Source organism: Sinorhizobium sp. 8-89 (genome assembly GCF_030124325.1).
GTDB lineage: Bacteria > Pseudomonadota > Alphaproteobacteria > Rhizobiales > Rhizobiaceae > Sinorhizobium.
In genome coordinates this window covers 218680-236212 of sequence record NZ_JASKLR010000003.1, presented here as the reverse complement: position 1 = coordinate 236212, position 17533 = coordinate 218680, and the positions used below count along the sequence as shown (strand labels likewise).

Sequence of the window (17533 nt, the reverse complement as noted above, 5' to 3'; positions counted from 1 at the left end):
CGGGGGCGATGTTCAAACTCGCGCATATTTCGGACGTTCATCTCGGACCCTTGCCGGATCTGTCCCTGAGGGAACTTGCTTCCAAGCGGATCACCGGTTTCGTCAACTGGCACAGAAACCGGGCGCGCCATCTCTTTCCCGGCACGCTCGCCTGCCTGATGGACGACATCGAGAAGCGCAATCCCGACCATCTCGCGATCACGGGAGATCTCGTGAACCTCGCTTCATCCCTGGAGATCGAGGCTATGACGGCGTGGCTTTCCCAGGCGGGCGACCCCGGGGATATCTCCATTGTACCGGGCAATCACGATGCCTATGTGCCAGGTGCCTACGAGAAGACGACGCGCGCCTGGTACGCCTACATGCGGGGTGACGAGGATCCGCCCGGCTGGGCCCGCAATCATCACTGCTTTCCCTATGTGCGGGTGCGCGGCTCTGTGGCCCTTATCGGCTGCTCGACAGCGGTCGCGACGCCGCCCTTCGCCGCAAGCGGCTACTTCGGCCCGCGGCAGGCGCGTGCCACGGTCAACCTGTTGCGGGCGGCAGGCGAGGCTGGACTCTTCCGAGTCGTGCTGATCCACCACCCGCCGATCCGTGGCGCGACCTCCATGCACAAGCGCATGATCGGCATTCGCCGTTTTGCGGCGACCATTTCGTCGGGCGGCGCCGAACTGGTGCTTCACGGCCATACCCATCTCAACACGGTTTACTGGCTGAAGGGGCCGACTGCGCCGGTCCCGGTCGTCGGCATTGCCTCGGCGTCGCAGGGGCCGGGCGGCAGCAAGCCGGCGGCCGCCTATAATCTCTTCTCGATAGCAGGCGAGCCGGGCAACTGGCAGCTCAGCCGCGAGCGCTACACGCTCAATGCCGACGCGACCGGCGTCGAACTCGCCGAAACCACCCGTTTCTAGCGTTCAGGCCGTCCACGATAAAGACAAACGTCAAAGAAAAATCCTACCGGCGCGAATAATTCGTCATGCCTGTGCGTCATATTGCGGTTCGGGTGCGGCAGCCTGCGAGACGCATGTGCGTCGGTCGGGTCACCGGCCGTGCTGCGCGACGTTCGAGGGAGACAGGCACGATGTATCGAAAAACGACTTTCCTTGTCCTTGCTGCATTCATGGCTTCGGTCGCGGGCCAGCCGGCCATGGCCATCGGCGAAGACACCAGCGAGCCGCCACGCAAGACCAAGACGACCACCCAGTGCAAGAACGGCAAGATCTGGGATGCGCGCAAGGGCCAGTGCGTCAACGCGAAGAAGAGCGGTCTCAGCGACGATATTCTGTTCGAGGCCGCGCGCGAACTTGCCTATGCCGGCCAGTACGAAAATGCGATCAAGGTGCTCGGCGCGGTAAGCGATCAGCGCAGTGCCCGCGTGCTCAACTATCTCGGCTACGCCAATCGCAAAGCCGGGCGCATGGAACTTGGCATGCAGTTCTACAAACGCGCGCTTCAGGCGGACGAGAACTACATTCTCGCCCGATCCTACCTCGGCCAGGCCCTGGTCGAGCAAGGCCGGATCGAGGAAGCGAAGGTGCAACTCGTCGAGATTCGTGACCGTGGCGGCGAAAACACCTGGGCCTACAAGGCTCTGCTCCAATCCCTCGGCGGCACCCGCCATCATTACTGACGAGCCGGACCGCGACGGCCCGCTCTTCTGCGCGTTGCAGCGCCGCCTTCTGCCGTCGCCCCCTTGCGGCAGAAGGGAGCAGACAGCCGGAAACGACGCCGGAATGCAAAAACCTGTTTCCGTTCCGGCTCTTCCCTTGCAGACTTCGGATCAAATGTTTCATATCATTGGGCAGTGCGTTTCGCACGGTGAATAGATGCCCGATCCGGTACGTCTCATTGGAAGAGCAATGCGCCCAGCGGCAGAGACGAAAGACTTCAGACGGGATTTGGTCAGCCTGCTGCCCAAATTGCGCCGTTTCGCGATGACGCTGACGCGCAACGCCAACGACGCCGATGACCTTGTCCAGGAGGCTTGCGAGCGGGCCATCGCGCGCAGCCATCTATGGAACGGGGAAGGCCGACTGGAAAGCTGGGTTTACGCCATGACGCGCAATCTCTGGGTCGACGAAGTCCGCAAGCGCAAGGTCCGCACCGGCGGCGGCGCGGTCGACATCTTCGATCAGAGCGAACTGCGTGTGGAAGCCGTTGCCGAAAAGGCGGTCTATGCCAACCAACTGCAGAAGATGATCCTGTCCATGCCGGAAGGTCTTGCCAGCGTTTTCCTGCTGATCAATGTCGAAGGGCACAGCTACCGCGAGACCGCAGATATTCTCGGGGTGCCGATCGGTACCGTGATGAGCAGGCTGTCCACCGCCCGCCTGAGGCTCGCCGCCATGCTGTCCGAGAATACCGAAAGGAGGGCCTGACCATTGCAGCAGACGACAGGTCAAGCGCTTGAGGTTCGGTTGTCCGCCTATATCGACGGAGAGCTCGGCGACGCCGAAAGGGCCGAACTCGACGCGCTGCTGGCGCGTGACGAGGACGCCAAGGTCATGCTCGAGAAGCTCAAAGCCGGTAGCGCCTTTGGCAACAAGGCCTTCGAGGATTTCCTTCATGATCCAGTGCCGTTGGCGCTGGTGCGCCAGATCAAGCAGGGGCCCGGCATCAGTCCGAGGGCCGAGCGCGTAGCAACGGCCAACCTTCCGGCTCCCACCATTCGCGTCTGGCCGCGGGTCACGGCCGCGGCCGTGGCACTACTGCTTCTCGGTGGCGCTGTCGGCTTCATCGTTGGTAGCACGCAGTACGTGGCCGAACCCGAAGGCAGCGCCTCCACGCGTCCATGGATCGATGAGATCGCCGAGTATCATCGCATCTATTCCCGGCAGAAGGAGCACCTTGTCGAGGCGCCTGCGTCGGACGGGCCGAAGATCGAGACCTGGCTCGCCTCCAGTGTCGGCATCGGCTTCAAGACCCCGGATCTCGCAAGCAAGGGCCTCAATTTCGAGGGTGCAAGGCTGTTGGTGGTCGATGGCAAGCCCGTCGGTCAGCTCGTCTACCGCGATCGCGAGGGCGATATCTTCGCGATCTGCTTCCTCAAGGGTAGCGAGGAGCCGCAAACGGATCAGTTCCGCGAGGACATCCGCGACAACCTCGGGCTCGTCTCCTGGCAAAAAGACGGCGCATCCCTGGTGGTGGTCGGTCCATCCTCCCATGCGGGCCTGCGAGACCTCGCCGAAACGGTGGCCGCGAGCATCTGATCGGACGGGCAACGCGCGCGGGTGCACGGCACATGGCAGGCGGGCCCCGCAAAGGAAAAGCCCCGCGGTTCGAGAACCGCGCGGCTTTTCTCCACGATGGGTTCGTGCCCGCCGGGTCCTACGCCGCCTTCATCTCCAGCACCCGATTGGCCGCCGACACGATAGCCTCCAGCGAGGCGGCGACGATGTTGGTGTTGATGCCAACGCCAAACAGCGTGCCGCCGGGATATTCGACCTCGACATAGGCAATGGCCGCAGCATTCGAACCATGCTGCAGCGAATGCTCCGAATAGTCCGCCACCGAAAGCTCAATGCCGAGATAAATCGACAGTGCGTTGATGAAGCCATCGATCGGGCCGGTGCCCTTGCCCTCGATTCGCCTGGTCTCGCCTTTGTCGGTGATCTCCGCGGCAACGACACGCAGACCGCCCTTGTGCTCGCCGGCCGGATAGGTGTGGTGGTCGACGAATTTCAGCCGCGCGTGGGGCTGCTCCACGTAACGTTCGAGGAAACGGGCATGGATCCGCTTCGACGGGAGTTCCTTGCCCTCTTCGTCCGTGATGCGCTGGATGTCCTCGCGGAACTCGACCTGCAGGTTGCGTGGCAGATTGATGCCGTAGTCTTCCTGCAGGATATAGGCGATCCCGCCCTTGCCGGACTGGGAATTGATGCGGATGATCGCCTCGTAGCTGCGGCCGACGTCGCGCGGGTCGATCGGCAGATAGGGCACCTCCCAGAGCGGCTTGTTTGCCTGCTTGATCGCCTTCATGCCTTTGTTGATCGCGTCCTGGTGCGATCCGGAGAAAGCCGTGTAGACCAGTTCGCCGACGTAGGGATGGCGCTCGGGAATGACCATCTGGTTCGAATATTCGTAGACTTCCTTGATCCGCTCGATATCCGAGCAGTCGAGCTTCGGATCCACGCCCTGCGTGAACATGTTCAAAGCCAGCGTCACCACATCGACGTTGCCGGTGCGCTCGCCGTTGCCGAAGAGCGTCCCCTCGACGCGGTCGGCGCCCGCCATCAGGCCCAGTTCGGTGGCGGCGATGCCGGTGCCGCGGTCGTTGTGCGGATGCAGTGAGATGATCAGGTTCTCGCGGTTGTCGAGATTTCGACACATCCACTCGATCTGGTCGGCATAGATGTTCGGCGTCGCCATCTCGACGGTCGAGGGCAGATTGACGATCAGCTTGTTATCCGGCGTCGGTTTGACGATTTCGGTGACGGCGTTGCAGATCTCCAGCGCCACTTCGAGTTCGGTGCCCGTGAAGCTCTCCGGCGAATATTCGAAGCGGTAGCCGCCGCCCGCCTTCGCCGCCATGTCGGTGATCATCTTGGCGGCATCGGTCGCGATCTGCTTGATGCCGGCGACGTCCTTGCCGAACACGACGCGGCGCTGCAACTCGCTGGTCGAGTTATAGAAATGAACGATTGGCTGATGGGCACCTCGGAGCGCCTCGAACGTGCGGGCGATCAATTCCGGCCGGCATTGCACCAGCACCTGCAACGACACGTCGGCGGGGACATTCCCCTCCTCCACGCACCAGCGGGCGAAGTCGAAATCGGTCTGCGACGCGGACGGGAAGCCGATCTCGATTTCCTTGAAGCCCATGTCGAGCAGCAGATGGAACATGCGCGCCTTGCGGTCGTGCCCCATCGGATCGACCAGCGCCTGGTTGCCGTCACGCAGATCCACCGAGCACCAGATCGGCGCTTGAGCGATGGCTTTGGACGGCCAGGTACGGTCAGGCAGCGCAATCTGCGGGTAAGACTGATATTTCACCGCCGCCTCGGGCATGCCCGTCTTGATGGAATGCGATTTCAGAATCATTGCAGCTTCTCTTCGTCACTGGAGCGTGGCTTGCCACATGCAATAGCCGATCGTCGAAGACATTGCGATGGCTAACGCCGCGTGGGCCGCGCCTTTTGTTTCAGCTCTTTAGGGATTCGAGGAGCATCTGCCGGCCAGGCTTTTCGGCCGCCGGGCGCTCCTCAGCGAACCCGGCAACCGCGAATAAGGCCGAGAAGAAGAAGCGATGCAACGGCGCGAGACGGCGCACGATCGTGATCGTGTCCGGAGAAGATCGCTGCGATCTTATGTGCGTTCGCGCTGGTCATGCGAAAGCCTATACACGGCTTGCCGAAACAGGGCAAGGGAGACATCGCGCCGAAGCCTCTTCATCCGAGGAATCGGAAACAAAGCAAAGAAAAAGGGCACCGGCGCCGCCGATGCCCTCAATGCATTTTGGCTTTACCCGGCTCAGACGTCGGCGATCGATGTGATGATCCGCGAAACGAGGCCGTAGGACTTCGCGTCATCGGCCGAAAGCCAGTAGTCGCGGTCGGTATCCTTGGCGATCTTCTCGACCGGCTGGCCGGTCGCTTCGGAGAAGATCTTGTTCAGGCGCTCGTTCATCTTGAGGATTTCGCGAGCCTGGATCTCGATGTCGGATGCCATGCCGCGTGTGCCGCCGGACGGTTGGTGCAGCAGGAAGCGCGTGTTGGGCAGGCAGAGCCGCCGTTCCTTCGGCGGAGCGACATAGATCAGAGCGCCGGCGGAAGCGACCCAGCCGGTCCCGATCGTCCAGACCTTCGGCTTCACGAACTTGATCATGTCATGAATGCTGTCGCCGGATTCAACGTGACCGCCGGGAGAATTGACGAAAATGCGGATATCGTCATCGCTGGCGGAAGCGAGCGCCACGAGCTGCGAGCAAACCTTCTGCGCCAGTTCCTGGGTGATCGTGCCGTAGATGAAAATCGAACGCGACTTGAAAAGGTTCGCCTCCGTTTCCTTGCCGAGCGGCAATTCGGTCTTCTTTTCTTCCTGTTCGTCGTCGTTCCGCATTCTTCGGACTCCTCATGAAATGTCTTTAAGTCAGATAATGCGACTCGACGGCGAAGACAATGCAACAGGCACTCGAAGACGGGTTCGGATGGCAGGCGCTGCCGCCATGGTAAATGTTGGAGCTGCAAACGCTGGTTGGACAGCGCGTGAAAGGCCAATAAGATCAGCGTGTCATGAAAGCGGCGCAGGGACATGGCTTTGCAGTTCAGCCAAGCCGACCCTAGCCGTTTTGCAAAGGAAATCTGAATGCCGGTAATTCGCTCTGCCATGCCGCACGAGCTGGAAGCTCTTGCTCAGATCGGTCTATCTGCCTGGCGCAAGGGAATAAAGCCGCTTGTGCCGGTGCATGTTGCAGTGAAGATCGAGCGAAGCAACCCATTCCTGCTGTTCCTGCAGGAACTGGGTTCGCGCGTTCTGGTCGCTGAAATCGATGGCGAACCCGCTGGCCTCGGGGCGTGCGAGCACGCAGACGACGCCATCAGCGACATCTGGGTAGCCCCCGCCTTTGAAGGGAGAGGCGCCGGATCAGCCCTTATAAGGGCACTTGAAACGCAGATCGCCGATCGTGGATACACGGACGCTCGAATTCACGTAGCGGCTGCGAACGAACGAGCGCTTCAGCTCTATCAGCATCTCGGTTACCGGATGCTTTGGAGGAAGGTCGCGTTCGACCCCATACTCGCGACCGACCTCGAGAAGATTGGCCTGTCCAAAGCACTATTTCATCCCCAGGTCAGCGGATCCAACCGGAGGTAGAACGCGAGCCGACCTTCGTCTGGGGGAGCGATTGCATGAATGTCGAAGAGGCTGTCCCGCGCCATCTGCGCGTCGCCCGTCGCGGTCCAGCTTTCCCGGGCATTTCCGAGAAGAAGCGAAAAATCGACATAACGGTCCGCTTTTCCGAGGCGGCCGAGGTCGATGACGCCCGTGCAGTGATGCGTTTCCGGATCGACCATGAAGTTCGGCAAGCAGGCATCGCCATGGCAGATCACGAGATCTCGAGGTTCCTCGGCCAACCGCTTCGGCAACTCGGTCCGCAGAGCCGCAAGCAGTTGGCTCGACGGAACGGTCCAATCCTCCGGGGCCAGAAAGTCCGGGTTGACGGCGTCGCGGGCAACAACGTCCGTGGCGCGGTCGAACATCAAAGCCAGACGCCGCTCGAACGGGCACGCTTCCACAGGCAGTTCGTGCAGGGCCTTCAGCTGCCGCACGATCGACGGCCACGCCTTCTTGAGTTCGGGGGTGGCGAGGTCACTCGCCGGCACGCCCGGAATGGCACTGATGACGAGACATGCCTCATCCTGGACGGCGATCCAGTCGTAAACGGCTGGTGAGCCTATGCGGCACGCGGCCAGCCAGGTAACGCGATCACGCTCTCCCTCAAGCAGTCTTGCGGCCTTGCCGGTCGCGATCTTCGCATAGGCGGCGCCGTCGCTGCGACGATATACGCGGTCGCCTGATTCGCCGTGACGAACTGGGACCCACTCCCTGCCTTCAGGCAATCTTGGGAGAAGCCTCTCGGCAACAGCGTCTTGCTTACTCATGAAAAGCTGCCATCGCCTTCTGAAAGCGCCAGTCACCCGCGACCGCGATAGGTCGGCACACCCTGATCCGGCAGCCAGACGCCCTCCGGCGGCGCACCGGTCTGCCAGAAGACGTCGATCGGAATGCCGCCGCGCGGATACCAATAGGCGCCGATCCTCAGCCACTTCGGCGAAAGCAGCGACACCAGCCGCTTGGCGATGTCGATCGTGCAATCCTCGTGGAAGGCGCCATGATTGCGGAAGGAGTGCAGGAAGAGCTTGAGTGACTTCGACTCCACGAGCCAGCCATCCGGCACATAGTCGATGACGATATGCGCGAAATCCGGCTGCCCGGTCATCGGGCAAAGTGAGGTGAATTCCGGCGCTGTAAAGCGGACGACGAAGTCCGTGCCCGCATGATTGCTCGGCACCCTTTCGAGCACCGCCTCGTCCGGGCTCTGCGGCAGGTCGATCTTTGCCCCGAGTTGTGAAAGTCCCGATACGTCCGTTTTTGTCATTTCCTTACTGCTCCACTAGATCACGAGGATTTGGTCGGTACGACCCAATTCCTGGCCGTGATCGATTCTAAATAGCGGGATGCGGGCGGAAAACCGCATACACTTTCCTCATCCCGCTCTGGTCTTCACGCGCACGCCGTGCGCCTTCTCGCCTTCCGGCTCGACATGTATGGCTATTCTCGCACCCGGATGAACGACGCGGATGGCGTCCTCGATACGGTCGCAAATGTCATGGGCGTCGCCGACGGGCATGGCTTCCGGTACGACCATGTGGAAATCCACGAAGATCGCCGGGCCTGCCTGCCGCGTCTTCAGATCGTGGACGCCGAGCGAGCCGCCGGCATTTGCCGCGATCGCCTGCTTGATCGCCTCTTCCTCCTCCGCCGGCACGGCCCTGTCCATCAGTCCGTCGACCGAACGCGAGATGACCTTCCAACCCTGGAAGAGGATGTTCCCGGCGACGATCACCGCCAGCAGCGGATCAAGGACCGCGTAGCCGGTGGCAATGGCAAGAAGAAGGCCGGCGAGCACGCCCACCGATGTAACGACGTCGGAGAGAATATGGTGTCCGTCGGCGCTCAGCGCCGGCGAACGATGTCGCGTGCCGGCGCGGATCAGCAGGTAGGCCCAGATCGCATTGATGATGCCGGCGACGAAGTTGATGGCAAGGCCGAGCGCCGGCGCATTCAGCAGGACCGGCGCCATCATCTCGGGTACCGCCTCCCATATGATCAGAAGCGCTGCCACGACGATCAGCACGCCTTCGATGACCGCGGAAAAATACTCCGCCTTGTGATGGCCGAACGGATGGCCAGCGTCCGCCGGTTTTGCGGCGTAGCCGATCATCGCATAGGCGATCACCGCAGCGATCACATTAACGGAAGATTCCAGCCCGTCGGACAGAAGCGCCACCGAACCGGTCACCCACCAGGCGAACATCTTCAGCCCCATGACGCCCAAGGAAAGCGGTATGCCCCAAAAGGCGAGCCTCTGGACGCTTCGATTGTCGGATGCGGTCATCTTCATTCCTCATGCAGATGCAAACGAGTTGCAAATGCAAGCCCATTCAAACGCAAAACCGCCCACGCGAATTTCGCGCAGGCGGGTTCCAAAGACCATATGGGCAATAACGACCCTCTTGTCAAAGGGCTGCGCGGCACTGTAGCGCCAACGCTGTTCAAAGGTCTCAGGCGGCCTTGGTTTTCGCCCGTTTGGCGAGATGCGCGACCACGTTCTCGATCATCCGCATGCCGGCGTCGCCGCCGAGCGTCATGATCGATTCCGGATGGAACTGCACTGCTGCCACCGGCTCTTTCATGTGTTCGATGCCCATGATCGTGCCGTCCTCGCTCTCTGCCGTTATCATGAACTCGCGCGGCAGACTGGAAGGATCGGCAAAGATCGAATGGTAGCGTCCGACCGTGACCTCCCTGCCGAGGCCGGAGAACACGATGCCGGGCTCCAGCACGCGGATGCGCGAAGGCTTGCCGTGCATCGGGATCGCCAGTTGCCTGAGATCGCCGCCGTAGGCTTCGGCCAGCGCTTGCAGGCCGAGGCAGACGCCGAAGATCGGCAGCTCGCGCGCCCTCGCCTTCTTGATCGTCGCCTTGCAGTCGAAGTCCTTCGGGGTGCCCGGTCCAGGCGAGAGCACGACGAGGTCCGGCTTGACGCGGTCGAGGATCTCGTCGGCAACCGGCGTGCGAACGGTGGTGACGGTCGCGCCCGTCTGCCGGAAATAGTTCGCCAGCGTATGGACGAAGCTGTCCTCGTGGTCGACGAGCAGGATATTGACGCCCGCGCCGACCGGCGCAACATCACGCCCGACCTTGGCGCTGTTGGCGGATTTGGCGTCGCGGATGGCTGCAATCATGGCGGATGCCTTCAGTTCGGTTTCGGCTTCTTCTTCTTCCGGATTGGAATCGTAGAGCAGCGTGGCGCCCGCCCTCACCTCGGCGATCCCGTCCTTGATGCGGATGGTACGCAAGGTCAGGCCGGTATTCATGTCGCCATTGAAGCCAACCATGCCGATGGCGCCACCATACCACGCGCGCGGGCTCTTCTCATGGCTCTCGATGAAGCGCATCGCCCAGAGCTTCGGCGCGCCGGTGACCGTCACCGCCCAGGCATGGCTCAGGAAGCCGTCGAAGGCGTCCATGTCGTCACGCAAGCGGCCCTCGATATGGTCGACCGTGTGGATCAGCCGCGAATACATCTCGATCTGGCGTCGGCCGATCACTTTCACCGAGCCCGGCACGCAGACGCGGCTCTTGTCGTTGCGGTCGACGTCCGAGCACATTGTGAGTTCGGATTCGTCCTTCTTCGAATTCAGGAGCTTCAGGATCTGCTCGCTATCGGCGATCGGGTCGTCGCCCCGCTTGATCGTGCCGGAGATCGGGCAGGTCTCGATGCGGCGGCCAGAAACCCGGACGAACATCTCCGGAGAGGCGCCGACAAGATATTCCTGGTTTCCGAGGTTGATGAAGAAGGAATAGGGAGACGGGTTGATCGCCTTCAGCCGCTTGGAAATCTCCGAAGGGCGGCTCTCGCAGCGCTCGTAGAACTTCTGTCCTGGCACGACCTCGAAAAGATCGCCACGACGGAAGCTTTCCTTGGCCTTGACCACGAGTTCAGCATATTCGCCCGGCCGATGATCGCCATGCGGCGGAATGCTGTCGACAGTGCGGAACGGCTCGGGCGCGATGTCCGCCGCCTTGCCCTCAGTCGAAAGGCCATCCTTGGCAAAGTCGTAGCGGTCGATCCATGCCTTCGCCGCATAGTGGTCGACGACGAGGATTTCGTCGGGCAGGAAGAGGACCATGTCGCGCTGGTCGTCGGGCCGCTGCAATTTGAGGTCGATCGCGTCGAACTGGAAAGCAAGGTCATAGCCGAAGGCGCCATAAAAGCCGAGATTGGCATCCTCGGCCGAATGGAAGAGGCTCGTCACCGCGCGAAGAACCGTGAAGACCGTTGGCATCTTCGAGCGCTCTTCCTCGGTAAACACGCGGTCCGGCTCGTTGATCGTGAGATCGAGCCGACGGGCCGTCGACGCGCCGAGCGTGATGTCCGCCACGGTTTTCAGATGCTCGCCGATGAGCGAGAGGAGCACCTCGCCGCGCTCGTTATAAGCTTCGATCCAGAGCGAGCGACCGAAGGAAGAGATGGCGAGCGGAGGATCGACCACGGCGGTATCCCAGCGGGTATAACGGCCGGGATACTCGTAGTTCGAGGAGAAAACCGCGCCGCGCCGCTCGTCGAGCTTGTCGACGCAGGACGAGATCGCGTCCGTGTAGGACGCATCGCGCCGCCTGCGCGTGACGACAATGCCGCCTTCGGTGGTATAACTCTCCGCGCCGTCTTCCAGAATTACCGTTGCCATTCGCCTCGCTCCGTAAAAGCCCGGTCCTTCCACGCGGCCTGAATACGAAAAAGCCGCCCTGAAATCTCCGGGCGGCTTCATGTCTCAATCACGCATGACTGGTCAAGGCCGCCTCAGCGAGCCCACCACCAGATCGAAATGTTCTGCGTGTTTGCCATGGGCGGAAGTGTTAGCGCGGCTTGCGCATGCACGCAAGCGGGAAAACGGCGCTCCGTTTGCCAATCACGCAAAGAAGGGCAGCCGCTTTGCCGCCGCCCTTCCTCTTTGCGATGGGGAACCGGTTAGAAACGCTGAGTCAGCGAAAACTTGAAGGTTCGACCAGGCTCCGAATAGAACGCCCTGCCGGGACCCGTGGACGTCAGGGTGACGTCGCGAACGGAGATCGCGTCGTAGTACTCCTTATCGAACAGGTTATAGATGCCCGCGCGCATCGTCAGGCCCTCGACCTGCTCCGGCTTCCACCATCCGGTGAGATCGAACATGCCGTAACCCGGAGCCTTGAAGCTGGCGTCGGACTTTTCGGACACGTCCTTCGCCGCGATCATCGCCAGCTCCGTTCCCCAGCTTTCGGTCTCGTAGCCGACAGCAAGCACGCCCTTGAGTGGCGCAACCGAGCCGAGGCGCTCGTTGGTGTCGAGATCCTTGCCGAGTGCATAAGTGACCGAACCGCGGAGCGTAACGCCGGAATCGAAGATCTTGTGAGCCGCGAGCTCGACGCCGGAGATCTGCACACGGTTGCGGTTCATATACTGCGTGACGCCGAAGGGATAGTTGATCGGATCCTGGACCGGCGCGTCCACGGAATCGATGAAGTTGCGGTAGCGGTTGTAGAAGCCCGTGATGCGGCCTCCGAAATCCGTATCGCCGAGATTGGCGCCGATCTCGACACCGCTGCTCGTTTCCGGCTTCAGATCCGGATTGCCGAGGCGGAGATAGGTGCCGGGGGCACCGTAGTCGAGATAGAGCTCGGTTGCGGTCGGAGCGCGGAACGCCATGGCCCACTGGGCAAACAGTTCGATATTGTCCGTTGCCTGATACTTGGCGAGCAACTTCGGAGACAAGGCATCCCCGTCCTGCCCATCCGGCAGACCATTGTAGTTCGGATTACGCGTATAGGCGGCCGTTTCCTGCGGCGAATGCTCGTACCAGTCGTAGCGAAGGCCGGGCGTAAGCGAGAAACCCGTTTCACCGAAGGCAATCTCATCCTGAACAAATATGCCGAAGCGCTTGCTCTCGACGTCCGGCATGTCCGACTGGTTGGAATGCAGGAAGTTGCACGAGCTGAAAGGCGGATAGGGTCCCGGCCCGCAGCTATCCTTGCCCGACGAATATTGCGTCGTGGTGTTGATGTAGAAGTCGCCACCGAGCGTCACCGTGTGTTGGAAGTAACCGGCGTCGAACCCCTTCTCGACATAACCGGCGCTACCAAAGCCGCGATCCTCGACTTCGCTCAGACGCCGGTAATCGCCTGTCGGAGTGGCATAGCGCACGCCGTGCGTACCGCTCTCACGGATGAGGTCCTGCCAGTAGAAAACGGCGTTCGCCGCGTCGAAGAGCGCGTCGTCGTCCGTCGTCTCGAATTCGTAGTTCAGCGAGATGCGATCACGCTTGTTGACTTCCGTGCCATCCCACTCGCCCGGCCGATAGGTCGCGCCGGTTTGCGCATGCCGAAGGTCGGTGTCTTCATCGCGATCGAAGCGCTCGCCGGTGAGCGTGAAGCTATGCCCGCTGTCGGTGTATTGCTTGACTTTGACGAGAACGTTCTTCTGGTCGAAGTCGGCCGGATTGGCCTCGGTCCGACCGGTGCCATAGACGCCATTGTCGCCGCCGGTCTGGCGCTCGTGCCCCTTCTTGTAGCCGCCCTGAAAGAGGACGGCCGTGTTGTCGTAGCGCGCCGCCACGGCAGCGGAACCGCCAGCGCTTTCGTCTTCGCCGTCATAGGCGAACTTGAATATGCCGCCCCAGGTCTTGCCCTCGCCGATCAGATCTTCAGGATCGAGCGTGCGCAACACCACTGCCCCGCCCAGCGCACCACCGCCGGCACGGCTCGAATCCGCCCCGCGAACAATGTCGACGGTCGACAGTTCGCTGAAATCGAAACTGTCGATGCCGCCGTCCGCATCTCTCGCGCCGTCGTCAAGATAGGGGATCGCGATGCCGTCAATAAGCGTCAATACCCGCGGCCCGTCCAGGCCGCGAATGTTGACGCTGCCGTTGTCCCGGTTGAAATACACGCCCGGCTCGAGCGTTCTGCCGAGATCTTCGAAGCTCGATATCTGATTGTCGTCGAGTTCTTGTTCGGTTACCTGCGAGGCAAGCGGCGTGTCGGCCACACCCTCCTGCTCTCCCGTCCTGACCGTCAGCGTCTTCAGGGGCGTTACGCGCCCCTGCTTCTCGGCAGCTGCTGTTTCGTTGCTTGTGATCGATTGCGCATGGGAAACGGCGGCGCCCGCCAGAGTGACAAACGCCGTGCACGCGAGAAGAGCCAGGCGATGATGCCGGTTGAGCATGGACCAGTCCTTTGAGATGTTGGCCGGGCTTGCTGTTGAGCGGCAAACTCAAGGGGCTGGCTGGGCGGGTTTGGATGCCTGCGACGTGTCAGTGCGTCGCCTCATTTACGCCACATAAGAAAACATGAGTGTAATTGTCAATATAAATCTAGGGGTGCCGGCGCGCGTCCCATTTAAGCTCGCGGCCGGCCTTGTCCTCAGTTTCAGCACAATTTGAAACAGGATTGCTTCTCATGCGTTTTGAGTGCTTCGGCCGCAACGGATGGGAAGGACCTGCATGCGCCACTCCGCCGGTATCATACTGCTGTCCGTCTTGATTCTTTCGGGCGTAACCCTTCCCACGAAGGGGCCAATACCGGCCGAGAAACCCGGGGTCGCCGGCGAACAGGCGACACCTGAGCCAAAGCCCGCCCCGCCGCCCAGGGACGACGATGGCGACGCTGATGAGCGGGGCAAGACAAGTGCCGAGCCTGACCAGGAAGAGAAAGATGGTGTCTCCCAGGACGGAGCCCCGGCTAGCGAAGACGCGGAAGAACCCATCATCCCGGTGCAAGACGAAAACCCCGAGGCGCACGCATCCTGCCTCGCCGCCCTCAAGGCGCTCGGCAGCACGTTTGCTGACGCTAAGCGCATCGACGACGGCAATGGCTGCGGCATCGACAAACCGCTTCGTGTGACCGCGGTCTTGCCGGGCGTCGCATTGAAGCCCGAGGGATCGATGCGCTGCGCAACGGCACTGGCGCTTGCCCGTTGGACCAAGGAGTCGGCGATCCCCACCGCCGCTGCGGCTTTCGGACCGGACACCCGGATCACCGCGTTAAACCAGGCATCGGCCTATGTCTGCCGCCGGCGCAACAACGCAACGACCGGTAAGGTATCGGAACACGCCCATGGCAACGCGGTCGACATCGCTTCCTTTACGCTCGACGACGGCAGGACCATCGCCATTCAGCCGCGCGACGAGGACGGCACCCTGATCGGCGCGTTCCAGCGCGCCGTCACGGCAACCGCCTGCCTCTATTTCACCACCGTCCTCGATCCAGGCAGTGATCCAGCCCACGAGACGCACCTGCATCTCGACGTCATCGAACGCAAGAACGGCTATCGCTACTGTCGATAGGCGGCGATCAAATCCGGTCAGCGCCGGTTGATATTGGGGCCAAGCGACGCTCGCAGGAGCGTCGCGATTGAAATCGTTCCTGCCAGGTACGATCTATGGCGAACAGTATAACTGTGCCGCACCATCGCCCACCACCGTTCAAGGAACAATCCATGCCGCTGACTATGTACAAGCTTTCCGTACCCGCCTTCATCCGCGGCTTTTCCGCCCTCGGCGGCCTGCTCGACAAGGCCGAGGCCTTCGCTTCGGAGAAGGGCATGCCACTCGCGGAACTCTTCGAGGCACGGCTTGCGCCGGATATGCTGCCGCTCGCCGGACAGATCCAGCGGGCGAGCGACACCAGCAAGAACGCCATCGGCCGGCTGACGACGATCGAGACGCCGCGCTTTCCGGACGAGGAACGAAGCTTCGCCGAACTACGCGAGCGGATCGCCAAGACGGTCGCGTTCCTCGAGACGATCCGGCCGGGCGATCTCGAAGGCAGCGAAAACCGCGAAGTGACGCTCAACTTCACCAAGCTCAAAGTGACGTTCACCGGCGAGGATTACCTGCTGCAATTCGTGCTGCCGAACTTCTATTTCCACATCACGACCGCCTACGACATCCTCCGCCACAAGGGCGTTCCGATCGGCAAGGCAGATTATATCGGCGGCCTCGGCTGAGATCGTCGAGGATGCGGCGGGCGACAGACGCGCATCGCCCGTTGCACCAGCTTCAAAACAGGCCCTCGATATAACCCTGCTCGTTGAGGTAGATCCTCTCCGACGAGGGCGCCTTCGGCAGGCCCGGCATGGTCATGATCTCGCCCGTGATGACGACGATGAAGCCGGCGCCGGCAGCGAGCCGGACTTCGCGGATCGGCACGGCGTGGCCGGTCGGCGCGCCGCGGAGATTCGGGTCCGTCGAAAAGGAATATTGCGTCTTCGCCATACAGATCGGGAGGCGGCCGTAACCCTGGTCCTCCCAGGTCCTCAGTTGGTCTCGAACCAGCTTGTCGGCGATGACCTCGCTCGCGTGATAGATATCCTTAGCGATCGTCTCGATCTTGTGGAAGAGCGGCATGTCGTCGGGATAGAGCGGTGAGAACTGCGAGTGGCCGGCATTGGCCAGTTCGACGACTTTCCGTGCGAGATCTTCGATCCCTGCGGAGCCTTCAGCCCAGTGCCTGCAGAGGATCGCCTCGGAGCCGAGCGTCGCGACATAGTCCTTGATCACCTGGATTTCCGCTTCCGTGTCGGAGGTGAAATGGTTGATCGCGACAAGCACCGGGACGCCGAATTTCTTGACGTTCTGCACGTGGCGTCCGAGGTTGGCGCATCCCTTCTTGAGTGCCTCGATGTTCTCCTTGCCGAGATCGTCCTTCTTTACGCCACCATTCATCTTGATCGCTCGCACCGTGGCGACGACGACCGCTGCATCCGGTTTCAATCCGGCCTTGCGGCACTTGATGTCGAAGAATTTTTCCGCGCCGAGATCGGCGCCGAAACCGGCTTCGGTCACGACATAATCCGCAAGCTTCAGAGCAGTCGTGGTGGCGATGACCGAATTGCAGCCATGCGCGATATTGGCGAAGGGGCCGCCATGGACGAAGGCCGGATTGTTCTCGAGCGTCTGCACGAGGTTCGGCTGCATGGCGTCCTTGAGGAGCACGGTCATTGCCCCGTCCGCCTTGATGTCGCGGGCATGAACCGGGCTCTTGTCGCGCCGATAGCCGATAATGATATTGCCGAGCCGCGTCTCGAGATCCTTGAGGTCCTGCGCAAGGCAGAGAATCGCCATCACTTCGGAAGCGACGGTGATGTCGAAGCCGGTTTCCCGCGGATAGCCGTTGGCCACACCGCCGAGCGAGCCGACGATATGGCGCAGGGCCCTGTCATTCATGTCCATCACCCGCCGCCAGGCGATGCGGCGGACATCGATGTTCTGTTCGTTGCCCCAATAGATATGATTGTCGATCAGCGCCGCGAGCAGGTTATTCGCCGAGGTAATGGCGTGGAAATCGCCGGTGAAATGGAGGTTTATATCCTCCATCGGCACGACCTGCGCATAGCCGCCGCCCGCCGCCCCTCCCTTGATGCCGAAGCAGGGACCAAGCGACGCTTCCCGAATGCAAACGATCGCCTTCTTGCCGATGCGGTTGAGCCCGTCGCCGAGACCGACCGTGGTCGTCGTCTTGCCCTCGCCGGCCGGCGTCGGGTTGATCGCCGTCACCAGGATCAGCCGGCCGTTCTTCTTCTCCTTCTGCGCGGCAATGAAATCGGCGCCGACTTTCGCCTTGTCATGGCCGTAGGGCAGAAGCTGCTCCGGCGGAATGCCGAGTCTGGCGCCGATCTCAAGGATCGGCTTCTTCGTCGCGGCACGCGCGATCTCGATATCGGACCTTATCTCCGCCATGGCTGCTCCCCCTCAGCTTATGTTTTTCCACTCCG

16 protein-coding genes are annotated in these 17533 nt (G+C 61.6%); 7 read left to right on the top strand and 9 right to left on the bottom strand.

Features of this window, described 5'->3' with window-relative positions; all coding sequences use genetic code 11:
• The first annotated feature begins 8 nt into the window (after nucleotides 1–8).
• The 4 genes from QN219_RS08440 (at nucleotide 9) to QN219_RS08425 (ending at nucleotide 3209) form a co-directional block, all read left to right on the top strand.
• The gene (locus QN219_RS08440; protein ID WP_283999164.1) at nucleotides 9–911 is read left to right on the top strand and encodes a metallophosphoesterase; all 903 of its coding nucleotides are present in this window, start codon (nucleotides 9–11) and stop codon (nucleotides 909–911) included.
• A gap of 170 nt (nucleotides 912–1081) precedes the next feature.
• Nucleotides 1082–1630, top strand: a complete 549-nt coding sequence (locus QN219_RS08435; protein ID WP_405052116.1) for a tetratricopeptide repeat protein — start codon at nucleotides 1082–1084, stop codon at nucleotides 1628–1630.
• 229 nt (nucleotides 1631–1859) lie between these two features.
• On the top strand, nucleotides 1860–2378 hold the full coding sequence (locus QN219_RS08430; protein ID WP_173509567.1) for an RNA polymerase sigma factor: 519 nt from the start codon (nucleotides 1860–1862) through the stop codon (nucleotides 2376–2378).
• A gap of 3 nt (nucleotides 2379–2381) precedes the next feature.
• On the top strand, nucleotides 2382–3209 hold the full coding sequence (locus tag QN219_RS08425) for an anti-sigma factor (RefSeq protein ID WP_283999163.1): 828 nt from the start codon (nucleotides 2382–2384) through the stop codon (nucleotides 3207–3209).
• Nucleotides 3210–3327: 118 nt separating this feature from the next.
• On the opposite strand, the gene leuA is transcribed toward QN219_RS08425, so the two are convergent.
• Nucleotides 3328–5040, bottom strand: a complete 1713-nt coding sequence (gene leuA / locus QN219_RS08420) for a 2-isopropylmalate synthase (RefSeq protein WP_283999162.1) — start codon at nucleotides 5038–5040, stop codon at nucleotides 3328–3330.
• Between the two features lie 429 nt (nucleotides 5041–5469).
• Entirely contained in the window at nucleotides 5470–6057 is a 588-nt protein-coding gene (locus QN219_RS08415; RefSeq protein ID WP_283999161.1) for an ATP-dependent Clp protease proteolytic subunit, read from the bottom strand.
• 246 nt (nucleotides 6058–6303) lie between these two features.
• Between QN219_RS08415 and QN219_RS08410 the strand changes: the two genes are divergently transcribed.
• Nucleotides 6304–6813, top strand: a complete 510-nt coding sequence (locus tag QN219_RS08410; RefSeq protein ID WP_283999160.1) for a GNAT family N-acetyltransferase — start codon at nucleotides 6304–6306, stop codon at nucleotides 6811–6813.
• Here the strand turns inward: QN219_RS08410 and QN219_RS08405 are convergent.
• The 6 genes from QN219_RS08405 to QN219_RS08380 form a co-directional block, all read right to left on the bottom strand.
• Entirely contained in the window at nucleotides 6780–7601 is an 822-nt protein-coding gene (locus tag QN219_RS08405) for an APH(3'') family aminoglycoside O-phosphotransferase (protein ID WP_283999158.1), read from the bottom strand. The genes QN219_RS08410 and QN219_RS08405 overlap by 34 nt on opposite strands.
• A gap of 32 nt (nucleotides 7602–7633) precedes the next feature.
• Nucleotides 7634–8098, bottom strand: a complete 465-nt coding sequence (gene queF / locus QN219_RS08400; protein ID WP_283999156.1) for a preQ(1) synthase — start codon at nucleotides 8096–8098, stop codon at nucleotides 7634–7636.
• Between the two features lie 108 nt (nucleotides 8099–8206).
• A complete protein-coding gene (locus QN219_RS08395) occupies nucleotides 8207–9118 on the bottom strand; it encodes a cation diffusion facilitator family transporter (protein ID WP_283999155.1) in 912 nt (303 codons plus the stop codon).
• 166 nt (nucleotides 9119–9284) lie between these two features.
• Nucleotides 9285–11474, bottom strand: a complete 2190-nt coding sequence (locus QN219_RS08390) for an anthranilate synthase (RefSeq protein WP_283999154.1) — start codon at nucleotides 11472–11474, stop codon at nucleotides 9285–9287.
• 113 nt (nucleotides 11475–11587) lie between these two features.
• Nucleotides 11588–11632 carry a trpE operon leader peptide TrpLE gene (gene trpLE / locus QN219_RS08385; protein ID WP_178385068.1) on the bottom strand — a complete coding sequence of 15 codons (45 nt, stop codon included), beginning with the start codon at nucleotides 11630–11632 and terminating at the stop codon, nucleotides 11588–11590.
• A gap of 123 nt (nucleotides 11633–11755) precedes the next feature.
• On the bottom strand, nucleotides 11756–13984 hold the full coding sequence (locus QN219_RS08380) for a TonB-dependent hemoglobin/transferrin/lactoferrin family receptor (RefSeq protein ID WP_283999153.1): 2229 nt from the start codon (nucleotides 13982–13984) through the stop codon (nucleotides 11756–11758).
• 277 nt (nucleotides 13985–14261) lie between these two features.
• Between QN219_RS08380 and QN219_RS08375 the strand changes: the two genes are divergently transcribed.
• A complete protein-coding gene (locus tag QN219_RS08375; RefSeq protein WP_283999151.1) occupies nucleotides 14262–15104 on the top strand; it encodes an extensin family protein in 843 nt (280 codons plus the stop codon).
• A 152-nt stretch (nucleotides 15105–15256) separates the two neighbouring features.
• Entirely contained in the window at nucleotides 15257–15766 is a 510-nt protein-coding gene (locus QN219_RS08370; RefSeq protein ID WP_283999149.1) for a DUF1993 domain-containing protein, read from the top strand.
• Between the two features lie 52 nt (nucleotides 15767–15818).
• Here QN219_RS08370 and QN219_RS08365 read toward each other — a convergent pair whose 3' ends face one another.
• Nucleotides 15819–17498 (bottom strand): formate--tetrahydrofolate ligase, encoded by a 1680-nt coding sequence (locus QN219_RS08365; RefSeq protein WP_283999148.1) that lies wholly within the window; start codon nucleotides 17496–17498, stop codon nucleotides 15819–15821.
• Nucleotides 17499–17533: the final 35 nt, after the last annotated feature.